The sequence below is a fragment of the Pikeienuella sp. genome, assembly GCF_046290545.1.
GTDB lineage: Bacteria > Pseudomonadota > Alphaproteobacteria > Rhodobacterales > Rhodobacteraceae > Pikeienuella.
Window position 1 is genome coordinate 192,394 of record NZ_JBKAGV010000018.1, and the last position, 19,505, is coordinate 211,898.

The 19,505-nt window shown below is 69.8% G+C and carries 23 protein-coding genes; 9 read left to right on the forward strand and 14 right to left on the reverse strand.

Going from position 1 to position 19,505, the window contains the following annotated elements; genetic code table 11:
- The first annotated feature begins 332 nt into the window (after positions 1 to 332).
- Entirely contained in the window at positions 333 to 860 is a 528-nt protein-coding gene (locus tag ACE37J_RS21815; RefSeq protein WP_409716067.1) for a DUF4893 domain-containing protein, read from the forward strand.
- Here the strand turns inward: ACE37J_RS21815 and ACE37J_RS21820 are convergent.
- Positions 844 to 1,425 (reverse strand): hypothetical protein, encoded by a 582-nt coding sequence (locus ACE37J_RS21820; protein ID WP_409715986.1) that lies wholly within the window; start codon positions 1,423 to 1,425, stop codon positions 844 to 846. The two genes, ACE37J_RS21815 and ACE37J_RS21820, sit on opposite strands and share 17 nt — an antisense overlap.
- A gap of 14 nt (positions 1,426 to 1,439) precedes the next feature.
- The gene (locus ACE37J_RS21825; RefSeq protein ID WP_409715989.1) at positions 1,440 to 1,976 is read right to left on the reverse strand and encodes a lysozyme inhibitor LprI family protein; all 537 of its coding nucleotides are present in this window, start codon (positions 1,974 to 1,976) and stop codon (positions 1,440 to 1,442) included.
- 198 nt (positions 1,977 to 2,174) lie between these two features.
- Here ACE37J_RS21825 and ACE37J_RS21830 point away from each other — a divergent pair, with 198 nt between their 5' ends.
- Positions 2,175 to 2,756 (forward strand): hypothetical protein, encoded by a 582-nt coding sequence (locus tag ACE37J_RS21830; RefSeq protein ID WP_409715992.1) that lies wholly within the window; start codon positions 2,175 to 2,177, stop codon positions 2,754 to 2,756.
- Positions 2,757 to 3,105: 349 nt separating this feature from the next.
- Positions 3,106 to 3,633, forward strand: coding sequence for a DUF4402 domain-containing protein (locus ACE37J_RS21835; RefSeq protein WP_409715995.1), 528 nt, complete (start codon positions 3,106 to 3,108; stop codon positions 3,631 to 3,633).
- Here ACE37J_RS21835 and ACE37J_RS21840 read toward each other — a convergent pair.
- Positions 3,613 to 4,569 (reverse strand): hypothetical protein, encoded by a 957-nt coding sequence (locus ACE37J_RS21840; protein WP_409715998.1) that lies wholly within the window; start codon positions 4,567 to 4,569, stop codon positions 3,613 to 3,615. The two genes, ACE37J_RS21835 and ACE37J_RS21840, sit on opposite strands and share 21 nt — an antisense overlap.
- A gap of 292 nt (positions 4,570 to 4,861) precedes the next feature.
- Between ACE37J_RS21840 and ACE37J_RS21845 the strand changes: the two genes are divergently transcribed.
- The 5 genes from ACE37J_RS21845 (at position 4,862) to ACE37J_RS21865 (ending at position 10,247) form a co-directional block, all read left to right on the forward strand.
- A complete protein-coding gene (locus tag ACE37J_RS21845) occupies positions 4,862 to 5,416 on the forward strand; it encodes a hypothetical protein (protein WP_409716001.1) in 555 nt (184 codons plus the stop codon).
- 91 nt (positions 5,417 to 5,507) lie between these two features.
- The gene (locus ACE37J_RS21850) at positions 5,508 to 6,074 is read left to right on the forward strand and encodes a hypothetical protein (protein WP_409716004.1); all 567 of its coding nucleotides are present in this window, start codon (positions 5,508 to 5,510) and stop codon (positions 6,072 to 6,074) included.
- A gap of 45 nt (positions 6,075 to 6,119) precedes the next feature.
- Positions 6,120 to 6,680: a hypothetical protein gene (locus tag ACE37J_RS21855; RefSeq protein WP_409716007.1), complete on the forward strand. Its 561-nt coding sequence runs from the start codon at positions 6,120 to 6,122 to the stop codon at positions 6,678 to 6,680.
- A gap of 96 nt (positions 6,681 to 6,776) precedes the next feature.
- The gene (locus tag ACE37J_RS21860) at positions 6,777 to 7,568 is read left to right on the forward strand and encodes a hypothetical protein (RefSeq protein ID WP_409716010.1); all 792 of its coding nucleotides are present in this window, start codon (positions 6,777 to 6,779) and stop codon (positions 7,566 to 7,568) included.
- A 72-nt stretch (positions 7,569 to 7,640) separates the two neighbouring features.
- Positions 7,641 to 10,247 (forward strand): stalk domain-containing protein, encoded by a 2,607-nt coding sequence (locus tag ACE37J_RS21865; RefSeq protein WP_409716013.1) that lies wholly within the window; start codon positions 7,641 to 7,643, stop codon positions 10,245 to 10,247.
- A gap of 496 nt (positions 10,248 to 10,743) precedes the next feature.
- On the opposite strand, the gene ACE37J_RS21870 is transcribed toward ACE37J_RS21865, so the two are convergent.
- From ACE37J_RS21870 to ACE37J_RS21915, 10 genes are all read right to left on the reverse strand, one after another.
- The gene (locus ACE37J_RS21870) at positions 10,744 to 11,166 is read right to left on the reverse strand and encodes a CopG family transcriptional regulator (RefSeq protein ID WP_409716016.1); all 423 of its coding nucleotides are present in this window, start codon (positions 11,164 to 11,166) and stop codon (positions 10,744 to 10,746) included.
- A gap of 11 nt (positions 11,167 to 11,177) precedes the next feature.
- Positions 11,178 to 13,178, reverse strand: a complete 2,001-nt coding sequence (locus tag ACE37J_RS21875; RefSeq protein ID WP_409716019.1) for a conjugal transfer protein TraG — start codon at positions 13,176 to 13,178, stop codon at positions 11,178 to 11,180.
- A gap of 15 nt (positions 13,179 to 13,193) precedes the next feature.
- A complete protein-coding gene (locus tag ACE37J_RS21880; protein ID WP_409716022.1) occupies positions 13,194 to 14,960 on the reverse strand; it encodes a relaxase/mobilization nuclease domain-containing protein in 1,767 nt (588 codons plus the stop codon).
- Positions 14,961 to 15,207: 247 nt separating this feature from the next.
- Positions 15,208 to 15,912, reverse strand: coding sequence for a lytic transglycosylase domain-containing protein (locus ACE37J_RS21885; RefSeq protein ID WP_409716025.1), 705 nt, complete (start codon positions 15,910 to 15,912; stop codon positions 15,208 to 15,210).
- A 4-nt stretch (positions 15,913 to 15,916) separates the two neighbouring features.
- Entirely contained in the window at positions 15,917 to 16,426 is a 510-nt protein-coding gene (locus ACE37J_RS21890) for a S26 family signal peptidase (RefSeq protein WP_409716028.1), read from the reverse strand.
- Positions 16,423 to 16,881: a DUF2840 domain-containing protein gene (locus ACE37J_RS21895; RefSeq protein WP_409716031.1), complete on the reverse strand. Its 459-nt coding sequence runs from the start codon at positions 16,879 to 16,881 to the stop codon at positions 16,423 to 16,425. The genes ACE37J_RS21890 and ACE37J_RS21895 overlap by 4 nt, the downstream gene beginning before the upstream one ends.
- Positions 16,882 to 16,885: 4 nt before the next feature.
- Positions 16,886 to 17,167, reverse strand: coding sequence for a helix-turn-helix transcriptional regulator (locus ACE37J_RS21900; RefSeq protein ID WP_409716034.1), 282 nt, complete (start codon positions 17,165 to 17,167; stop codon positions 16,886 to 16,888).
- 168 nt (positions 17,168 to 17,335) lie between these two features.
- Positions 17,336 to 17,881, reverse strand: a complete 546-nt coding sequence (locus ACE37J_RS21905) for a DUF2285 domain-containing protein (RefSeq protein ID WP_409716037.1) — start codon at positions 17,879 to 17,881, stop codon at positions 17,336 to 17,338.
- A 28-nt stretch (positions 17,882 to 17,909) separates the two neighbouring features.
- Positions 17,910 to 18,080, reverse strand: a complete 171-nt coding sequence (locus ACE37J_RS21910) for a transcriptional regulator domain-containing protein (RefSeq protein WP_409716040.1) — start codon at positions 18,078 to 18,080, stop codon at positions 17,910 to 17,912.
- A 136-nt stretch (positions 18,081 to 18,216) separates the two neighbouring features.
- Positions 18,217 to 18,489: a DNA -binding domain-containing protein gene (locus ACE37J_RS21915; protein WP_409716043.1), complete on the reverse strand. Its 273-nt coding sequence runs from the start codon at positions 18,487 to 18,489 to the stop codon at positions 18,217 to 18,219.
- Positions 18,490 to 18,628: 139 nt separating this feature from the next.
- Here ACE37J_RS21915 and ACE37J_RS21920 point away from each other — a divergent pair, with 139 nt between their 5' ends.
- The gene (locus tag ACE37J_RS21920) at positions 18,629 to 18,853 is read left to right on the forward strand and encodes a helix-turn-helix domain-containing protein (RefSeq protein ID WP_409716046.1); all 225 of its coding nucleotides are present in this window, start codon (positions 18,629 to 18,631) and stop codon (positions 18,851 to 18,853) included.
- Between the two features lie 339 nt (positions 18,854 to 19,192).
- Here ACE37J_RS21920 and ACE37J_RS21925 read toward each other — a convergent pair.
- Positions 19,193 to 19,505: hypothetical protein (locus ACE37J_RS21925; protein WP_409716049.1), on the reverse strand; the 313-nt coding region annotated here is incomplete at its 5' end.

The window sequence follows — 19,505 nt, forward strand, 5'->3', positions numbered from 1 at the left end:
CGCACCGTTCCGGCCCGCTTGCCGGAAAACGAGGCGGCCCGTTTGAGCCGCCGTCACTCCCCGCCCGCCGGCATCCCCGGCGCGGCGGGGTTTTTTCCGGGGAGCGCGGCGGGCCGGGTCCTTCGCGAGAAACCGGGGGCGCCGAAATGGGGTGGCCCCGCGGCCGCGCCCCGAACCCTTGTGTTCGTCGGCGCGGCGCGGCATCGGCGATAGAGACAGCGGAGCTTTGGATGCCGAACAGCAGGCTTTTCGCCGCCGCGGCCGTGGCGATCGGGATTGCGTCTTCGACGATAGCGGCCCCCGCCTCGGCGGACGGGGCGATCGTCGGTCTGATGTCGGAACGGGACGCCGAGGTTCTCGCGGACTTCGACACGCGCCGTGCGGCCGCAATCGAGATGGCCGCCGGCGCCTCCGACGCGGCCGCCCTCGAGGCGCTCACGCAGGCGCTTTCGGGCCGGATCCTGCCTTTCGAGGCGGGATATGACCCGAGCGGCGATTGGCGCTGCCGTTTCCTCAAGCTCGGCGGCGATCCGGCGCTGACCGTCTACGGCTGGTTTTCCTGCCGCATTTTCGACGACGCGGCGGGGTGGGCGCTGCACAAGACGACCGGCTCGCAACGGAGCCTCGGGCGGCTTTACCGGCTGACCGAGGAGAGACTTCTGTATCTGGGGGCGCTGCATTACGCCCATGACGCGCCGATCCGGTTCGGGGATAACCCGTCTCGCAATCAGATGGCGGTTCTGTTCCGTCTCGACGATGGGCGCCTGCGGCTGGAATTCCCCGAACCCGTGGCCGAATCCGCTTTCGACATCCTGGAACTGGCGCCCTTAACCGGCGCCGCCCTCAGCGCAGAAGAGTGATGCTCGAGGGATCGAAGAGCGGCCTTTCCTGGCCTTCTTCGACAAAGATCGCGCGCCCGGCCCAGCGAAGATCGGTCATGAAATACCGGACGCCATGCGTCGAGGCGCCATACGGGCCGCAGACGGGTTCGGGGATCTCGCCGGAGTCGGCGGCGGCAAGGGCGGCCGGATCGTCGGGGGTCAGCACATGAAAGGCCCTGCTGCGCGGGGCGGGGCGAAGGGCGACGGCTCGCCATGTGCAGGCGGCCTCGGGCTCAAGGTATCCGGCCGCGACCAGCGTGTCGCTCAACGCGGCGATCTCCCCGCCGGGCAAGGAAAAGACCTGAACGGCAATCCCCATATCGGCGTCGTCTCTACGGGTGACGAAAGCCGCGCGCGCGTCATCCCACAGGACCTGCCAGATGCGTCCATCGATATCGCAGGTCTCCGCCCAGAGCGCGATTTCACCGCCCTCGCGCCAGCTCCAGGAACAGCCCTCCGCTTCGGTCCGCCAGCCGGGCGCCGGTGGAAGAGCGCTGTCCGCGAGGCCAGCTACGGGCGCGCCCAGCGCGACGAAGAGGGCCATCAGGCCAGTCCGGATCATTGCGCCCACCAGCCTTCAAGCTTCAGCGCCTGCCGCGCGGTCTCCTGCATGTGGCAAGCCAGGGTCGCCGGCCCGCCGCCCGTGCCGCCCAGCCATTGCGCCTGTTCATAAAGGCAGGACGCATCCCGAAATGAGAGCCAGGCCCGCTGCATGGCGCGCAGGCTGTCCGCGACAGAGGCGGCGATGGATCTGAGGGTTTGCGCCTCCGCATCCAGCGCCTGCGCGCCCACTATCCGTTTTGCATAGGCGGCATTCAGCCGGGAGTCCCAATATCCCAGCTCGCCTTCCAGACAGTCCATCATGCCCAATGTGGTGTCGCCGCCGGGCGTCATCATGCAGGCCGCCGCCGCGCGCCCGACGCAATCGAGAACGCCGTGGCCCCCAAGGCCCGGCGAGTTCGCGACGGCTTCACTCACGCAGCCGTCCGTCGCCGACGGGGAAAACGCCGGCTCCGCCGGAAGCTCAGCGGCCGATGCGACGGTCAGGGCAAGCAGGCCCGGTCCGAAGAGGCGGTTCGTGCGTCGTCTGTCCATGATCGACCGTTTCGGCTGCGTCGGGAGATCGGTCGCAAGTCTCTCCTGTCCGGCGGGGCGCCGCAACCGGGAAAGGTTCGGCGCGACTGGGAATCTCATATAATACAATAGTTTACGCCTCTTCTGCCCTTGGCCCCTGTCTCTCGGCGCAGTATGCTGGCGGGGTGTCTTGACAAATGGATGTGGAGGAGGCGGCTCTTGTCCGTTCTCGAAATGGAGGCGCGCGCCGGTTTCTTCGGAATGCGCGGAATCTGCCGGTTGACGCAGGATCATGTGGAGCTTCTTCGCGGCTCACATATAAGCCTGATCGGATATGGCGAGCTTTCCTCGGTAAGGGTCTATCGCCCGGCGCCGGGGCGGGCCGCGCTCGGGCTTGTCGCCCGGAAGGGTCCGAAGATCACGATCCGTTTGACCCCGTTCTCCCGGTCGGACCAAGAGGTTTCCGCCTTCACGGCCGCGCTCGTCGAGCGGGTCGCCCGGGCGGCGCCGATGACGACCCTCCATCTCGGGCCGAGCCGACATCAATGGATCGCCGCATGGATCGGGGCGATCGTCTCCGGGGCCATCCTGCTCGCGGCCGGCTGGACTCTCGCCGCCGGGGGCTCCGCTGCGCCGCTGCTGCCGTCTGTCGCGATCGCGGTCGTCAACCTGGTCGTCGCCGCGCCGATTCTGAAGTCCGGCCGCCCGCATGAAGGGAGTGTCGGCAGGGCCGCCGCGGAGGGGATCCGACATCGGGCGTCGCGGCGGTTCGGAGCCGCGCCTTGGGTTGGCCCGCTTTGACGTTCGGCGGCTGATGCGGCGATGACCGCGCCGCCGGCCGCAGAAGATAGCGACAGGCGCCGAGGCCGCGCCGTCGCGACGCCTTCTTCCGACCGAAGCGATCGGACGATAAAGGGCTCACCCCGGGATCGTCAAGGCGACGTCGCGGTCGCCGGAATGCCGGGGCGCGCGACGTAAGAACCTTTCCGGAATTTACCGTCTTACGTCCCGTCGCCGCGGTTGCGTCGCCGCCCCTCGCGCGGGAGCATGCGGCGCTTGCTCCCGGGGCGGGCGCGCACAGCCGTCGCGTCTTGCGTCAACCGACTCCGGTTCGCTGCGGTCGCCGAAACCCCCGGCGGGAGGGACGAACTTGCTTGAGATAACGCCGCTGATGCGCGCAGCCGCGCTCGCCCTATTCGCGGGAGCCGCGCTTCCCGCCTCCGCGTGCGACGGTGTGTCGATCTCGGGCGCAAGAGCTCTCGAGTTCGGCGCTCTCGCGGTCAAGCCGCAGCGTTCCGGCTTCGTCGAGGTCGCCGCGAACGGCCGCCCCGCGACCTCGGCCGAGGCGATTTCGTTCCGCGGCGTCCCGGCTGCAGGCGAGTTCACCGTGAGCGGGCCCGCCGGTCGCACCGTGGTTGTCGAAGCGGTGGCTCTCGAAGATCCTGCGGAGCGGGTGGCCCCCGCCGCGCTTTCGGAGCTGATCTTCCGCTTTCCGGGGGGAACAAGGCGGCTACCGGCCTCCGGGAGCCATGTCGAGGTCGGGCTCCCGCAGCGTAGCCGCGGCGAAGGCGTCGCGTCGGTGCGGATCTCGGTGGGGGCGGTGATGCGGATCCGCGCGGTCGCGCGACCCGTCGATCTCGACATCGCGGTTTCGCTCTCATGTGTCGATCTTCATTGAGGCCGCTCTGTTGGGGGCGGCGACCGACGCCCGCACCAAAGCGGTGCAGGCGTCTGCGAACTCGGCGAAGGGCGTCTTGATGATCGGCGTACCCGACGCGCCGAACACCCTCGCTATGGCCTCGGTCAGCGGCCCGACCGCGCCCCGCGGGAGATCCAGTGCGCCGAGGTCCTCGGCGATCGCCGCTTCCTTAGCGTCCAGATAACAGACCTTGTCCTCGGTCCGGGCGGCGGCCGCGTCGCCGACGCGGACGGCGACGAACGGGGAGGCGCCGGGTTCCCGCTCAGGGCCAAAGGCGGCCGCGGCGAGCATCTGGCCGAACAGCACATGCGGCGGATGGCCCGGCGTCCGCAGCAGGAACAGGAACGGCGTCGCCTTGGCGGCGGCGTCGGGATCCGTCGCATGACAGGCGAGAAGGCCGCCCGAAAGCTCCGCTCTGCCGCGCACATCGATCACGTGCTGCTCCTGAAACTTCTCCCGGTAGGTCAGGTCGTAGCGCCCCTCGGGCCGCGGCGCGATCCGGAGCACGCCGCGCACGAGGCTGCCCCGGTAGTAGCGGGAATAGGCATGGCTATAGGTCACATAGCTTCCGCTCGCGGGGTCGGGCCCGGCTGGTGCGGCGGCGCGGCGCCCTTCGAGCGTCGACAGAACCGCCTCGAGCGCCGCCGGGTCGGCCGCCAGAACGTCGACCAGTTCGTCGGCGAAGGCGGCCGGTGACGCCGCCGCGATCCAGGCGCCACCGCGGGCCGATCCGATGACCATGGCCCAATCGTCATAGAAGCGGTGATCGCGTGGGCGTGCGACGCCGCGCATCCACTTGCGCGCCCGCTCCACCTCGAAGGCGGTTCGCGGGTTCACGGCGCGGAAGCGCGCGGCGAGTTCCTTGAGGCTTCCGCAGTGCAGCGCCCTCTGCGTGAGCCTGAGCTTGTGCGCCAACGACACTGTCCCGTATCCCCCCTTTCTGTCGTACCTGTTTTCGGGCGAGCCGAATTCCAGCAGTGAAATTGCAGCACGCCCTGGGTAATCTCCAATAGAAATTGTATGCTGATTGGGAATTTCCGGAAATTCCCGCACTGCTACATTTATGATCATCTCGTGTATGCGCTAGAGCATTGATGCCTGGCTGCAATGCAGTGCTTAAGATGGCGACGAAGACTAAGCGATAGTTTACGTAGGTGCGTGCGGCGGGAAGGTCCGTACGCCGCGCCCGCAACCGGAAAGGCTTACCATGCGCAACACCCGCCTCCTTCTCTCCGCCGCCGTCGCGGCGGCGCTCGCCGCCCCGGCCGCCGCCGAGACGGCCAGCACCACCCTCGACGTCACCGTCGCGCTGCAGCCCGCCCTGACTGTGAGCTGCACAGACACGGACTTCGGCATCGTCCGGGTTCGGCCGTCGGCGCAGACTAACACCTCAATCATCACATTCACCGATGCGAACACGGTGGCGATAACTTCTGACGGCGGCGGCGTGTCGCTGAGCGGAACCCCCTCCGCCTCGACGTGCACCGTGTCGGGCTCGTCGGCGGCCAATGGCTCCACGTTGTTCATTAGTGATAACATAGGTTCGCGTACCTTCGGCGCGGCGGCCGAGGGCGGGCCTTCAACAGCAGCAAATCTGAGTTTCAGCTCAAGTCAGTATAATGATGGTTCCGATGTTACGGTGACCGACGGCTCCGCGACCTTCACGTTCATTACTGGTATATTTATCCCGAGCGGCATCGTGGCCGACAACTTCGGCAACTACGTCACGACGGTCACGATCACTGTCGACGACAACATCTGACGCCGACCGTCGCTCCGGCGCGGGGGGGCGGTCTCCGTTCCCGCCCCCCGCGCCGGCCTTCTTCCCCGCGGCCCCTCGCAAGGAAACTACGATGCGGAACACCCGCCTCCTTCTCTCCGCCGTCGTCGCGGCGACGCTCGCCGCCGAGGTCGCCGCCGAGACGGCGAGCACCACCCTCGACGTCACCGTCGCGCTGCAGCCCGCGCTGACCCTCACCTGCAGCGGCGCGGATTTCGGCGTGATCCGCGTGCAGAGCGGCGCCCGGGGCGGCGAGGGCGAAGTCGTGCTCTCGGCGTCGAACCAGCGGTCGATCACGTTCGGGTCGGGCGTCTCGCTGGGCGCCGCGGGCGCGCAGGGAGCGTCTTGTACCCTGACCGGATCCTCGGCGCCGACCGACACCGAGGTGCAACTCACGTTTCTGCAGACGCCGGGCACGGCGCTCACGGGCGCGGCTGTCAACGGCGCCGATGCGCCCGTCACGGACGGCGGCAACGTCGAGATCAGCTTTCTCGGCGGCAACAACGGCTCGCTCGTCGTCAACGGCACGGCGATCTTCAACGACGTCACCATCGGCATCAAAATCCCCGACAACCTGACCGCGGCGAATTTTGGCGGATATAGCACGCAGCTCACCGTATCGGTTGACGACGGCGTCTGACGCTCCGGCGCGTTCACCCCGTTACCCCAATTTCAAGAGGACCGAATGCGCAGACAGCTTCTCTTCGCGGCCACGGCGGCCGCCCTCGCCGCGCCAGCGTCGGCCGAGACGGCGAGCACCACCCTCGACGTCACCGTCTCGCTGCAGCCGGCGCTGACGGTCACCTGCGACCCGGCGGATTTCGGCGTGCTGAAGCTCGCCACGGGGAACCGGGGCGGCGTGACGCGGGTGCAGCTGCTGTCGGACGGCACGCGCATCTTCTTCGGCGCCGCCAACGGCGTGTCCTTCGGCGCCGCCGGCGCCTCAGGCCCCAGCTGCACCATGGAAGGCTCCGCCGCCGGTGATGGCGAAACGGCCTCGATCAGCATGGACATCGGCACGGGCTCCATGTCCGGCGACGCTGTCGGCCAGATCGCGGCCCCGTCCGCCGCCGCCGCCGTTAAGGTGTTCGGCACGACGACCGCAAACGCGACCGTGGCCTCTGGAAGCGCCACCTTCGACGCGCTCGCCGTGACCATAGAGGTTCCGAACAATCTGACTGCGGACAACTACGGCGGCTACGCCGGGACCATCGAGGTCGCCGTGGACGACGGCGTTGGCGGCTGAGCGCCGCGCCGAGGCCTTCCGCTCCGACGCCGGCGTTCAGGGCGACGACCACAGGCCGCGACCGGCCAGCGCCGGCAACACGAGGAGACCTTGCCCATGACGCTCTGGGGTCCGTTCCGTCTTCGGCTCGCACGCGCTTGCGCGCCGGCGCTGGCTGCGGCGCTCGCCGTCGCGCCCTCGGCCGCGCAGGACATATCGGTGTCCGTCTCGGACAATGTGATCGTCCTTTCGGACCGCAAGCGTTCGGGCGGCATCGAAATGTTGAGCATGACGCCGGACGCGCTGGAATTCTCCGTCGCGGCGGCGGGGGCGCCCGAGGGCGCGCGCGACGGCTCAGAGCACCTGCGCTGGTCTCCGCCGCGCACGCTGGTCCCGCCGAACCGGGGCGTCCCGCTGCGCGTGTCGTTCCGCCCGCCAGAGGGGCTGGAGCCGGGCGAATACGTCGCGCGGCTGAACGTGCAGTCCCGCCCCGCCAACCCGCCTCCGGTCGTCCAGCCGGCGGAGGCGCCCGAGGGCGGCGCCGGCCTGTCGGTCAGGGTGCCGATCGTCCCGGTGCTGCCGGTCACGATCTATATCCGGCACAAGATCGACCCGCCCGCGCTCGAGGTGGAGCGGTTCGAGCCCGCGCGCGGCGACGCCGACATGCTGGGGCACTTCCTCGTCCGCAAGCCGGCGGGCGTCAGCTTCGTCGGGACCGTCGCAGTGGTGGCGGAGACTGACGGTTCCGTGCTGTCGCGGGGGCGGCTGCGCCTCGGCCAGACCATCACGGAAAGCCGGGTCGCCGTGCCGCGCGGCGACGGCCAGCGCGGGGTCGCCGGCGCCGTCTGCCTCCGTGTCTGGCGCGATTTTCCGGAACAGGGCGAACCCGACACCGTTCGCTGCAACTGAAGACGGCGCCTGCGCGCCCACGCCCCGAGAACCCGGAGACGCCTCGCGCTCTGGCGAAGAGGACGCGTCCCCATGTCAAGAGTCGTTCGGGTGGCCCTCATACTGGCCGTGGCGGCGTTCGCGCGCCCCATCGCCGCGAGCGAAACCGTTCTTCTCGTGGCGGTTTCGGTAAACGGGCGCGGCGCCTCCGAGTTCGAGGACGTCGCGGTCACCGAAACGGGCGCGCTGCTCGTGCCGGTCGTCGCGATCGTACGGGCCGCCGAGGGCCTTGTCGATGTCGCCGACGACGGCTCCGTCACCCTGCAACTGCCGCCGGCGGACGGGACGATCCGGATCGATGCAAGATCCGAGCGGCTTCAGGTGAACGGCCGCGCTCGGGAATGGGCGCCCGAAACGGCGATGCTCGTCGATGGCCGGCCGCTCGTCGCCTCGGGCCTGATCGCGGAGGTCTTCGGCCTGGAGACGACGCTTTCGCAGGACGCCTCGACGCTCGAAGTCGTGAGCGCGAGGCCGCTGCCCGCAGATCTCCGCGCCATGCGGGAGCGGCGTTGGAGCACTTTCGGCCTCGACAGTCGAGAAGAGCCGGTCGCCGTCGCCGTCGAGACGCCCTACGTCATGCTCGCGCCTCCGGAGGGCGAGCTGCAGCTGGGCCTGTCGGTGAACTCCGGGGGCGACCTCGGCGCGACGGCCTCGGGACGATTCGAGATGGAGGCCCTGCGCCTCGGTCACCGCGTCAGCTTCTCGGGGGACAAGGACGGCGGGATCGGGAGCCTCCGGTGGACGAGTGGTCGGAGTTCCCCGACCGGCGGCGTGTTCGGCGTCGATCGCCTTTCCCGCGCCGAGATCGGGGACGTCGAAGGTCTCTGGGCCCCGCTGGTGCGCTCCGGCGGCCAAGGGCGCGGGCTGCGGCTGAGCAGCGACGTGTTCGAGCGCGACTCTCGCTTCGACGTCTCCCGGGTCGCCGGCGACGCCCCCCCCGGCTGGGACGCCGAACTCTATCTCGGCTCCACCTTGATCGACTTCCAGCGGGTCGGCCCGGAAGGGCGCTTCGCCTTCGAGGATCTGCCCCTCTTTGGCGGGGCCAACGATTACCGCGTGGTCCTCTACGCGCCGGACGGCCGGACGCGCGAGATCTCGGCGACGCGGACGATCGCAGCAGGAGCCCTGCCCGCAGGGGAATGGCGGTTCGACGGAGTGCTGCTGGAGCGCGGAGCTCCCGTGTTCGATCTGGCCGGCGACGGCGTCGACGAGGGGCCCAGCCTGCAGTTCGCCGTCGACTACGGCGTTGACAGCGCGCTGACCCTTGGCGCCTTCGGCTTCTTCGACCTGGAGGCCGGCGCGGAAGGCTCGGAGCCGACGCGCCATTTGGGGCTGCTCGCCCGATCCGGCCTCGGGCCGGTCACGGCCCAGGCAGGCTTCGCTCTGGACTCGAACGGCTTCTCCGCCGCGGAACTCGCCACCGCCGTTGGCCTCAGGTCCGTTGGTCTCCATGCCCGATACCGCCGCTTCGACGTGGGTTTCGACAGCCCGGTCAAGCGCGAGGCAGGCGGCGACGCCCTCCAGTCGTTCAGGGTCGGGGCCTCGACTGCGCTCGGGTGGCTTGGGTCGATATCCGCCGAGTACGAATGGGTCGACTTGGTCGGGGGCGAGACCGAGGAACGCATCGACGCCTCGTTTCGGCATCGTCTCGGGCCGATAAGCTTCTCCCATGTCGGAGAGCTGTGGCGGGTCGGCGGCGCGGATCGGGTCCAGTTCTCTTCGCTCGCGTCTCTTTCGCTCTTCGGCGCCAACGCGCGGCTGCGCGCAGAGGGCTCGATGGAGACCTCGGGCGACCCCCGCCTCGATCGTCTGGAGGCCGCGCTGACCTCGCGGATCGGCCGCGACGCGAACCTCGCCGTCTCGTCGAGCTACGATCTGAACTCTGGCGCGCACGCCACGAATGGCAGCCTCGCGTGGGATACTGAGTTCGGCTCCTTCGGCGTGGCCGCGTCTCTCGACGACCGGGGCGGATGGTCGGCCAACTTTGGCGTCGGCGTCAGTTTCGGTGGCGACACGAGGACGGGCGCGTGGCCGGTGCTGCGCGACAGGAAGGAAACCGACCGGGGGATGGCGAGGCTGCGCCTCGCCGGCGTCGACGGAACGCCCTTCGCCGGCGGGGACGGCGAGTCCGGCGCAGGCGCCTCGGTGGCGCTCCTCGTCGATGGCCGGCCTGGCAGCGCGCCGATCGACGAGACGGGCGCGGCGATCATCTCCGGTCTCGCTCCGGGGAGAGCGACTCTCATCGAACTGACAGGGCTCGACGACGCAGACCCGTTTCTCGCGCTGAGCCCCGCCGCGGCGTCGGTCTCGCCGAGACCCGGGGTTCCGGCGGAACTGTCCGTCGCCGTAGCGCCCGGCGCGATGCTGTCGGGACGAGTGATCGCCTCGACAGCGAACAGCGAGAGCGGAACAGCCCATGCGACGGTCGTGCTGGAGCGGAGCGACGGAACCTCGCGGCAGACGACCCGGAGCCTCACGGGCGGCTATTTCCTCTTCGAGAACGTCTTTCCGGGCGACTGGATCGTGCGCGTGGAGGACCACGAAACCGGGGTTCCGGGATCGCGTTCAGGGCTCGCCGTCATCCTCGCTCCGGACGAGATGCGCGACGACCTCGTCCTCGTGAAAACCGGGGGCGGATGAACCATCGGAGGTAGACCGCACTCCGTCAGGCGCCGCATCGCCCCGGCTGATGGCCTACAAGGAGGCCGCGCCCGGAGCCCTTGCGTAGCGCAGCGCGCGACCGGGCTTCCGCGGGGCGGCAATCGCCAGTTCTCGATAGAGGTTCGGTTTGCAAGACTTGGAGCGCAAACCGGAGACGACGATGGCTACAAGAGAATGACGCTGGACGAGGTGGTTCAGAAGGACGCCGCGATAACCGGCCACGGAACCGCTTGGATCATCCAGGCAGGGCCTGGTAATTTCCCGCCCTTGGCACGGTTCACTTTTTTGATGGTTGGTCCGGGGTCGGAAGGATTTACGGTTTGGAGTTGTATTTGAAGGTCCTAGTGGTTGAGCAGCGGGATGGCGTGAGCCGGCCCGCAGCGGCGCGGTGGTTCGGGATTGACTGTCAGGCGGTCGCGAAGTCGGTTGAGCGCACCAGATTACAAGGATGCGATAGAGGCCGGCGTCGAGCATCTCATTCGGATTCCGTTTCCGCGGAGACCTCCCGGCTCACCTCCCTCGCCAGCGTCGTCCCCTTCGCGAGCCTACGCGCGAGCGCATCGACGAAGCCGGCGTAACGCTCCTTGCCCTTGGCCTGAGCGGCGTCGCGGAGTTCGTCATGGATCGGCGGCGTGGCGGTGAGCCAGAATCGGATGAAGAGCGCAAGCGCCTCGGCGGAGATCTCCTGATCGCGTTCGAGGCGCTCGATGGCGCGGGTCATGCGGTCGAGACGACGGGTGATGGCGGCTTCGCTCTGCTCGGCGCCGTCGGGCGAGAGGAAGTAGGCGAGGGCGGCCTCGACGATCCGCGTGGCGGGAACGCGGCGCCGGGCGGCGAGCGCCTCGAGGTCGTCGGCGAGCCGGGCGTCGAGATAGGCGGTGACCTTCTGCTTGCGCATGGCGGCGTTCCTCAGAGATCGATCCCGTCATCCGGATCCATCGCGGCCTGCCGCGCGACGTTCCGGAATCGGGCGCGAAGGGCGCGGGCGCGGGCGGCTTCGTCATCGGCGTCGTCATCGGGCGCGACGAACTCCGCCTCGGGCGCGGCGCGATCGGGGGCGATGTCCTCGTGTTCGGGGAGGTCGGGTGCGCGTCGGATGCCGCCGTCCTCGTCCTCGGGATCAGCATCGGTAGCTGCAGGCGCCGTTGCAGGCGCTGCGATCAGGGGCAGTGCGCTCCAGTCGTCAGGCGGCGCCCCGGCGGTCGGGATCGGCACGGACTGCCCCGGCGGCGAGGTGATCCGCGCCTTCAACTGCGCGTCGAGATAGTATCGGACCTTGCGCGCCCGGATCGGCGGCGCGCCGGAGACCAGCACGATCTCGTCCTCTGGCGGCAGCTGCATGATCTCGCCCGGCGTCAGGAGCGCCCGCGCCGTCTCCTGCCGCGAGACCATGAGATGCCCGAGCCAGGGCGAGAGGCGGTGCCCGGCGTAGTTCTTCATCGCCCGGAGCTCGGTCGTGGTCCCGAGGGCGTCGGAGAGCCGCCGCGCGGTCCGCTCGTCATTGGTCGCGAAGGCGACGCGGACATGGCAATTGTCGAGGATCGCGTTGTTCGGCCCGTAGGCCTTCTCGATCTGGTTCAGCGACTGGGCGATCAGGAAGGCCTTCAGCCCGTAGCCCGCCATGAAGGCGAGCTGGCTCTCGAAGAAGTCGAGCCGCCCGAGCGCCGGGAACTCGTCGAGCATGAAGAGGAGGCGATGCCGGCGCCCTTTCGCCTCCAGCTCCTCGGTCAGGCGGCGGCCGATCTGGTTCAGGATCAGCCGCACCAGCGGCTTGGTGCGCGAGATGTCGGAGGGCGGCACGACGAGGTGCAGCGTCACGGGGCGCGGCCCGGCGACGAGGTCGGCGATCCGCCAGTCGCAGCGGGAGGTGACGGCGGCGACGACCGGGTCGCGGTAGAGGCCGAGGAAGGACATCGCGGTCGAGAGGACGCCCGAGCGCTCGTTCTCCGACTTGTTGAGGAGTTCGCGCGCGGCTTGCGCCACGACGGGATGCGGCCGGTCCCCGAGATGGGGCGTGCGCATCATCGCCGCGAGCGTCGCCGCGATCGGGCGGCGCGGATCCGAGAGGAAGGTCGCGACCCCGGCCAGCGTCTTGTCGCGCTCGGCATGGAGCACATGCAGGATCGCGCCGACGAGCAGCGAATGGCTGGTCTTCTCCCAGTGGTTCCGCCGCTCGAGCTGGCCTTCGGGGTCGACGAGGATGTCGGCGATGTTCTGGACGTCGCGCACCTCGCGGGCGCCGCGGCGGACTTCCAGGAGCGGGTTGTAGGCGGCGGAGCCCGCGTCGGTCGGATCGAAGCGGAGGACCGGGCCGAGGCGGGCGCGCCAGCCGGCGGTCAGGGTCCAGTTCTCGCCCTTGATGTCGTGGACGATGGCGGAGCCGGGCCAGGTCAGGAGGCTCGGGATGACGAGGCCGACGCCCTTGCCCGAGCGGGTCGGCGCGAAGCAGAGAACGTGCTCGGGCCCGTCGTGACGGAGGTAGCGCCGTTCGAGCCGCCCGAGCACGACGCCGTCCTCGCCGTAGAGCCCGGCGGCGGTCACATCGGCGGGCGTCGACCAGCGGGCGGAGCCGTAGGTGGTGACGTCGCTCGCCTCGCGGGCGCGGAGAACCGAGAGGAGAATGGCGACGAGGATCGCGGCGATCCCGCCCGAGGCGGCGATCACGGCGCCCTCGACGAAGATCGCCGGGGCGTAGGCGTCGTACCAGTACCACCAGAGGAAGAGATCCCAGGGCCGGTAGACCGGCCAGCCGAAGAGATCGGCCATCGGCGCGCCGAGCGCCGCCTGATGGCCGAGGCGGAAGGCCGTCCATTGCGTGGCGGCCTGCAGAAAGACGAGCACCACCAGACTGACGATCACGATCTGGCCCCAGAGGATCGCGGTGGCGGGCGAGGCGGCGGGACGAGGCATCGGCGGTCCTTCCGGTCAGAGCGCGAGGCCGCGGCTTCGGCCGAGGGCCCAGTCGACGCCGCCGCCGGAACCGACCGTTCCGGTCACCGAGCGGCCAAGGTGGCGGTCGAGCTGCGGGCTCCAGGGGACGAGAGAGAATCCGAGCCCGCCCTCCGGGCCAAAGCCCTCGATCATGGCGAAGCGGCCCGAGGCGAGGTCGAGGCGGCGGCGGAAGGTTCCCTCGACCGGATCGCCCTCCCGCGACCGGTGTCGCGGCAGGCCGGTCTCGGCGGAAAGGCGGGCGGCGGCCGTGTCGAGCTCGCGGGCGCGCAAGGTGGCGAGGAGGTCGCGGGCGAAGATGACGCGCCGACCCTGTCGCTGGGCCAGTCCCCCGGCGACGAGCCGCTCGGCTCGGCGGTCGAGCGCGTCCCGCACTTCCGCGCCGAAGCCCGAGCCGCTCAGCGGCGCCGGGTCGCGGGCGAGCCGGATGCGGTCGAGCCAGGTCGCGCCCTCGGCTTCGATCTGGGCGGCGAGATCGAGATCGCACCGGCCGACCAGCGCCAGCCGGGCGCGCCCGCCCGCCTTCGGCGTCCAGAGCCGGGTCTCGACGACGCCGCCCGGGGCGGTGTCGCCGGTCGCCTCGATGTCGGGGAAGCGGAGATGATGGACCCGCCCGTCGACCCCGTCGATGACCGCAAAGGCGACGCCGTGCTGCTCGTCTTGCAGGCCACGCGCGACGAGCCGGCCGAGAATGGGCGAGGCTGGCACGCCGTCGATCACGAAGTCGGAGGCGGCGCGCTCCGGGCCGCCCGCCATTGCGCGGTGCATCGTCCGTATGATGTCGCCGCGGAGGGCGAGGTCGCGGAGCGTCGCCTCCGCCCCGGACTTAAGCTCCCAGACGGCGGGCAGGACCGGCGTCGCCAGCCCCAGTCGCTCCAGCTTGCCGGCGCGGCCGATCATCAGGCGGCGGAGTTCGGGATCGCGCGGCTCAGGCGCGCCGCGGCGGAGATCGACGACGCCGGCGTGGTCGTCGGCAAGCGAGCGCAAGGAGCGGTCGAGATCGGTCCAACGCTCGGCATTGACCTGGCGCTCCAGATCTCCCGCGATCTCGCGCGCGCTGCGGGGGCCGAGTTCAAGCCCGATCAGCGCCTCGGCCCGGGAGCGCAGCCCGTGGGCGATGTAGTCGCGCGCGATGACGAGGTCGCGTCTGTCCTCGGCCTTGCCCCGGACCAGGATGTGGACATGCGGATTGTCGGTGTTCCAGTGATCGACCGCCGCCCAGTCGAGCCTTGTGCCGAGGTCGCGCTCGGCCTGGGCCATCAGGTCACGGGTGAAGGCGCGGAGGTCCCCGAGCCGATGAGCGTCCTCGGGCGAGACGATGAAGCGGAAGTGATGCCGGTCGTCCTTGCAAGCAGAGGCGAAGGCGCGACCGTCGACACCGTCACCGTCGCGCCTGAAGAGATCGGCGTCCCGTCCGTCCCGGCCGACCCCGTCGCGCCGCAGATAAAGGATGTGCCGGGCGAGCGGGGCGGACCTGAGCTTCGCGCCGCCATGCCGGACGATGCGGGCCTTGACGAGGACGCGGCGGCTGGAGCGGGAGAGCCCCGCGGCGGTGCGGGCGAAGCGACCGCGTCCGCCGGTCGCCCCGGCGCGGTCCGCTGCGCCGAAACGATGGCCGGCATGCCCCTCCTTCCGGGCCGCGCGCATGACCTCGGCGACGAAGCGGGTGGCCCGGCGGGTAGAGGGGCCGCCGTCGCGGATGCGCCCGGGGCGGATGCGGAGATCGTCGTCGCCGCGCGTCACGCTCCCGCCTCCGCGCGGGTAGCGCCGCCGCGCCGAAAGCCGCGCGGTCTCAGGGGCTTGGGCCTCGCATTGCCGCATGGGTGCGGTGGGCGCCGCGCAAATGTCGCCACAAGAACAACAGCATGCGGCCCGCCTGCGGCGCCGCTTTTATCTTGCGATCCTTCCCGTTGGACTCGCGCCGATCCTGCCCGGCCTGCCGTCACCGCGACATCGCAGGCCGGAACACGCCGGAACGCGCACGGGGGTCTCATGGCGCCCTCCGGGTCTGGAGCGGCGCAAAGAGCCCCCAAGGAGCCGATCCCGCGACGCTTCCGGAAGCGTCTTCGACGTCAGCGCGACGCGCGACGGGCGCCGAGACGAAGAGCGGAGCATCCCGCCAATCGATCGCGTCGGGAAGAAAGGACTGCGGAGGTGAAACCCCTGCGTCTTCGTTGATCATCGGCGCCAGAACGGCGAGATAATCGCGGGTCTCTCGAGGCAAGGGGCGACCCGTAGCGAGATGCTCGGCGTAGCGTGTGGGCCCCGCATTGTAGGCGGCGAGGAAGCCAGGGGAGCCGAACCAGTCGAGCATCTCCCGCAAGTACGCTGCGCCCGCGAGGACGTTGTCGCGCGGATCGAACGGGTCATCGCCGAGCCCGTGGGCGGCGCGGAGCTCGGCCCAGGTGGCGGGCATGACCTGCATCAGCCCCATGGCCCCGGCGCGGCTGACCGCCCGCGGATCGCCGGCGCTTTCGACCGCGACGACGGCGCGGATCCAGTGCGGCGGGAGGCCGAACCGCTCTGCGGCCTCGGCGATATGGCGGTCGATCTCCGGCGCGGCGGCGGCGAGCGGGCGCGCTTCCGCCGGCTGCCCAACGGTCGCTCCAGGCGCAAAGATCGCACTGGCGAAAAGCAGCCCGGCTGCAACTCCCGTGCAGGCTGCGCGGCGCGAGACTGGCGGATGAACCCACATCGGTTCAGCCTCCCCGCGTCCAGATCGGGCGCGCACATGCGACGATGGTGGCGATCCCCGTCGGGCCGAGGTAGCGCCCGTCGAGGCTGTTGGGGATCTCGGCGAGCAGGAGGAACACCTGTCCCACTCCCAGCCGTCGGCAGCCTCGCCAGATGGGCATCGGTCGTCCATGACTGTCGGCGACGACAACCGTGGCGACGGCGACTCCGTCGATCAGGATCGCGCCACCGGACCGGCAGATTACGGCGCCCGGCATCGCCGCGACGCGCTTCAGGAGCAGTGCGCTCCGCCCGAGATAGCGTCGCGACGCAGCCCAGTCGGCGCGGTCCGGCGGCAGCCGCACGGCGACCAGATCGCCGAGCTCGAGGGCGCCCGGCGGCGTCAGCGCATAGAGGCCGATCGGCAGGCTGGCGGAGGCGTTCCAGAGGAACCGCGGCGCCCGTTCCGGCAGCGACGCGACTATGAGCGCGATGGCGACGCCCGCACCGAGAAGAGGAGGAGCGGCGCGGGTCATGGCGCCAGTCCGCGACGCTTCAGCCAGGCGGCGTGCCGGGCCGGCGCGTAGAGGCGTGGCGTCAGGCCCGCGGTCAGCCGGTTGTGGAGGTGCCGCCAATGATCCGGGCAGGCGTCTTCCGGCGCGACGCCGCAGCTCTCCACCCGCTCGATGGCGGCGAGCGCCGCCTCGACCTTCGGCCAGCCGGAGAGCCGCAGGAGGATCTCGCCGCCGGGCGTAACGAAGGGCACTGTCGCGCAGGGCGCGCCCGCCTCGACGGCGCACAGGATGTCGATCCGGCTCTCGACCGTGCCATAGGCGTTCGACGCCCAGCGGATCAGCGCGAAGACGGCGCCGGGATCGAAGGAGACGCGCCTCTCTGCTCGCGTCAGGATCGTCTCCTCGGCGATCCGGCCGAAGCGGATCCAGCGTTCGACGCGCCCCTCGTCCCAGGTGAGATCGACAGTCGTGCGCATCGCGTCAGCGCCGCGAGCGCAGATAGGCGGGGGCTAGGGCCGCGTGGCGTTTGGCGGGCGGCAGGGTCTCGCCGCTCTCGTCCGAGGTCGAGGTCTTGCCGCCCCGGGCGACCCAGGCCTGAAGGTCGCCGAGCGCATAGACGACGCGGCCGCCGATCTTGGAATAGCGCGGGCCTGTGCCGTAGGTCCGGTGCTTCTCGAGCGTGCGCCCCGATAGGCCGAGGAAGCGCGCCGCCTCGGGCGTGCGAAGATAGCGCGGCGGCAGGGACGGGTTCGGGTCGGGCATGGCGAAGGGCCTCCGGGTGCTCGGTCCCGCCGCGGAGTTGCGCCGGGTTACCGGGGGTAAGTGAAGCGAAGATCGGGGCGGAGGGGGGATGACGAAGATCGGTCCTGGAAATCGTCACCCCCCGAGATCGGGGGTTGAGAGGCCGCGGATCGGTCTTCGTCCGAGCGGTCAGTCGTCGCGCCGGCGGCGTCCGGTCGGACGCTGGCCGCGAAGAAGGGCGCGGTAACCGTCCTCCGTCAGGCGCCGCCCATGCGCGATCAGGCGCACGACCTGGGCCTTCAGCGGGCTCGTCTTCCAGGGCTCGGCGCCGACACGCTCTTCGCCATAAAGATGCTCGGCGATGGTGCGGAGGACCGCCTCCGCCTCGCGCCCGTCGAGCGCCCGGAGCGCCATCGCGATGCGGCGGCGCTGCTGCAGCGTCAGCGGATCGGGCGGCGCCCGAAGGCCCATCAGACGCGCCCGCAGCCGCGCGGCGTTCGCCCGCCGCGCGGGCCAGCGGTCGTCGAGCGGCAGCAGGATGCCGACTGGCTTGCGGAGATCGGCGGGACGAAGCGCCAGCAGCTGGCCGGTCTTCAACCGGAGGAAGAGCAGGCCGTCGGCCTCGCGGCGGAGATCAACACCGTCCGGATCGAGCGTGACCGAGTCGCTGTCCGGGTCCGCAACCGGCGCGAGCAGCGTTACCGCGGCCGGCGCCGCCTTCGGCGTCCAGAACACCGGCGCGCGGGGCGCCGCCAGCTCCGGATCAACCGGGAAATCGCAACCCCCAGCCGGCCGGGGAGGCGAGCCCCCGTCCCAGCAGGGGGTACTCCTTCCTGTAGCGGCTGTTGCGGCGCAGGCACTCCCAGGCGAGACCCGAGAGGTCGAGCCGGTCGAAGACGTCGTAGGCGTGATCGTCCCGCCAGTCCCGCGTCATGGCGATGCTCCGCGCCTCGGTTAGCCGGAACCTGAAGGGAAATAGGGTCGGCGCTGCTGCGCGTCCACCGATTGAAGGCCAAGGAAATACAACTTTAGCGCGAGACCGGCTCTGCAGCGGAAGTTCGACGCCGGCGTCAGTCCTCGCGCTCGGCCAGCAGCAGGCGATAGCCGATCTCGGTCATCCAGCGTGCGCGGGCAAGGTGCGTCTCGACGACGTCGCGCGCGCGGTCAGGCTCGGCCTCGGCGTCGATGTCGAACAGAACCTGCGCAATCTCCGCTAGAGTCGCGCCGCTCGTCTCGGCGTCGAGCAGGCGCATGTAGAGCTTGACGTTGGCGCGATCATAGACGGTCAGGGCGTCGCCCTTCGGCGCAGTCGCTGCGATGCCTATCCTGTTTGGCGCCGACATGTGCCCCCTTGGCGCCCGACAGGGCACTGGTGAAACATCCTCCACGAACCGGCTCGAACGCAAGCCCGGTGCGGTGCGCTGGTCAAATGAGTATTATAGTGCGTCGCACCGAAATACGCGACGCGTTTTCTGTCGGCGGATGGATATCCGCGCCGTGTTCGGTCGAAACCTGAAGCTGCACCGGCGGCGCGCCGGCCTCAGCCAGGCCGCGCTCGCGGCGCTGATGGATGTCGACCGCGCGCATGTCAGCGCCATGGAACGCGGCAGACAGAACGTCACTATCGTAACGCTGTGGCATGTCTCAGTGGCGCTCAACGTCCAACCGGCGATGCTGCTGGAGCGGGAGGAGCCGCCGGGTGAGTAGTCGCCGAGGTTGCGGTGCGCTGGCGGATTGCGAATGTAGAAACGTCGCACGCGTGACATGATGGGTGGGAAGCGGACTTTCGCTGCAGGCTGCGCCAAGGTCGGCTAATCGGGGTATGCCGAGGTTGCGTGTTTTCCCGATTCCGGCCCAAGTCTCAGGGTGGGCGCCGAGTTGCTCCACGGAATTCCGTCTAGAAGCCTCAGCATTTGGCGCTGGCAAGCCCTATCCGTCTGAAGGTGGACCAGATAGACAGGATTACCAACTTTAACTCTCGAAGCAATACAGAGAATTCACTGTCACCGAGCGGTCGCACCTAAAGCAATGTCGTCTGTGGTCCGTTCAGTCGCTCACTTCGCCAGGACTGCGCCTTAGAACCGAAAGCGCAAGTTTCAGCATCTCTCGAACATGTGTCGGCGTCTCGCCTGAAGCGCGTTGAGTGATGGCGAGGCCGATCTGTTCGCCCAGATAGGCCGCCGCGGCTTCGACAGAAAGCCCCTCTCTCAGTTCACCTGCTTCGTCGCGCGCCCGCAGGAAAGCGGCGTAGGCGGTCCTTGCCGCCAAGTCGATCTCGTCGACCCTCGCACGCGTCCGGGGCCCCAGTCGGTGCTTGCCCGCGCGCATCTTGTAGAACAGGCACCCGGTTTCCATCCGC

Coding starts and splice junctions, on each gene's coding strand:
- ACE37J_RS21815 (WP_409716067.1), top strand. CDS start 333: ATGTCGGAACGGGACGCCGAGGTTCTCGCGGACTTCGACACGCGCCGT.
- ACE37J_RS21820 (WP_409715986.1), bottom strand. CDS start 1,425: ATGGCCCTCTTCGTCGCGCTGGGCGCGCCCGTAGCTGGCCTCGCGGAC.
- ACE37J_RS21825 (WP_409715989.1), bottom strand. CDS start 1,976: ATGGACAGACGACGCACGAACCGCCTCTTCGGACCGGGCCTGCTTGCC.
- ACE37J_RS21845 (WP_409716001.1), top strand. CDS start 4,862: ATGCGCAACACCCGCCTCCTTCTCTCCGCCGCCGTCGCGGCGGCGCTC.
- ACE37J_RS21850 (WP_409716004.1), top strand. CDS start 5,508: ATGCGGAACACCCGCCTCCTTCTCTCCGCCGTCGTCGCGGCGACGCTC.
- ACE37J_RS21855 (WP_409716007.1), top strand. CDS start 6,120: ATGCGCAGACAGCTTCTCTTCGCGGCCACGGCGGCCGCCCTCGCCGCG.
- ACE37J_RS21860 (WP_409716010.1), top strand. CDS start 6,777: ATGACGCTCTGGGGTCCGTTCCGTCTTCGGCTCGCACGCGCTTGCGCG.
- ACE37J_RS21865 (WP_409716013.1), top strand. CDS start 7,641: ATGTCAAGAGTCGTTCGGGTGGCCCTCATACTGGCCGTGGCGGCGTTC.
- ACE37J_RS21870 (WP_409716016.1), bottom strand. CDS start 11,166: ATGCGCAAGCAGAAGGTCACCGCCTATCTCGACGCCCGGCTCGCCGAC.
- ACE37J_RS21875 (WP_409716019.1), bottom strand. CDS start 13,178: ATGCCTCGTCCCGCCGCCTCGCCCGCCACCGCGATCCTCTGGGGCCAG.
- ACE37J_RS21885 (WP_409716025.1), bottom strand. CDS start 15,912: ATGTGGGTTCATCCGCCAGTCTCGCGCCGCGCAGCCTGCACGGGAGTT.
- ACE37J_RS21890 (WP_409716028.1), bottom strand. CDS start 16,426: ATGACCCGCGCCGCTCCTCCTCTTCTCGGTGCGGGCGTCGCCATCGCG.
- ACE37J_RS21895 (WP_409716031.1), bottom strand. CDS start 16,881: ATGCGCACGACTGTCGATCTCACCTGGGACGAGGGGCGCGTCGAACGC.
- ACE37J_RS21900 (WP_409716034.1), bottom strand. CDS start 17,167: ATGCCCGACCCGAACCCGTCCCTGCCGCCGCGCTATCTTCGCACGCCC.
- ACE37J_RS21910 (WP_409716040.1), bottom strand. CDS start 18,080: ATGACGCGGGACTGGCGGGACGATCACGCCTACGACGTCTTCGACCGG.
- ACE37J_RS21915 (WP_409716043.1), bottom strand. CDS start 18,489: ATGTCGGCGCCAAACAGGATAGGCATCGCAGCGACTGCGCCGAAGGGC.
- ACE37J_RS21920 (WP_409716046.1), top strand. CDS start 18,629: ATGGATATCCGCGCCGTGTTCGGTCGAAACCTGAAGCTGCACCGGCGG.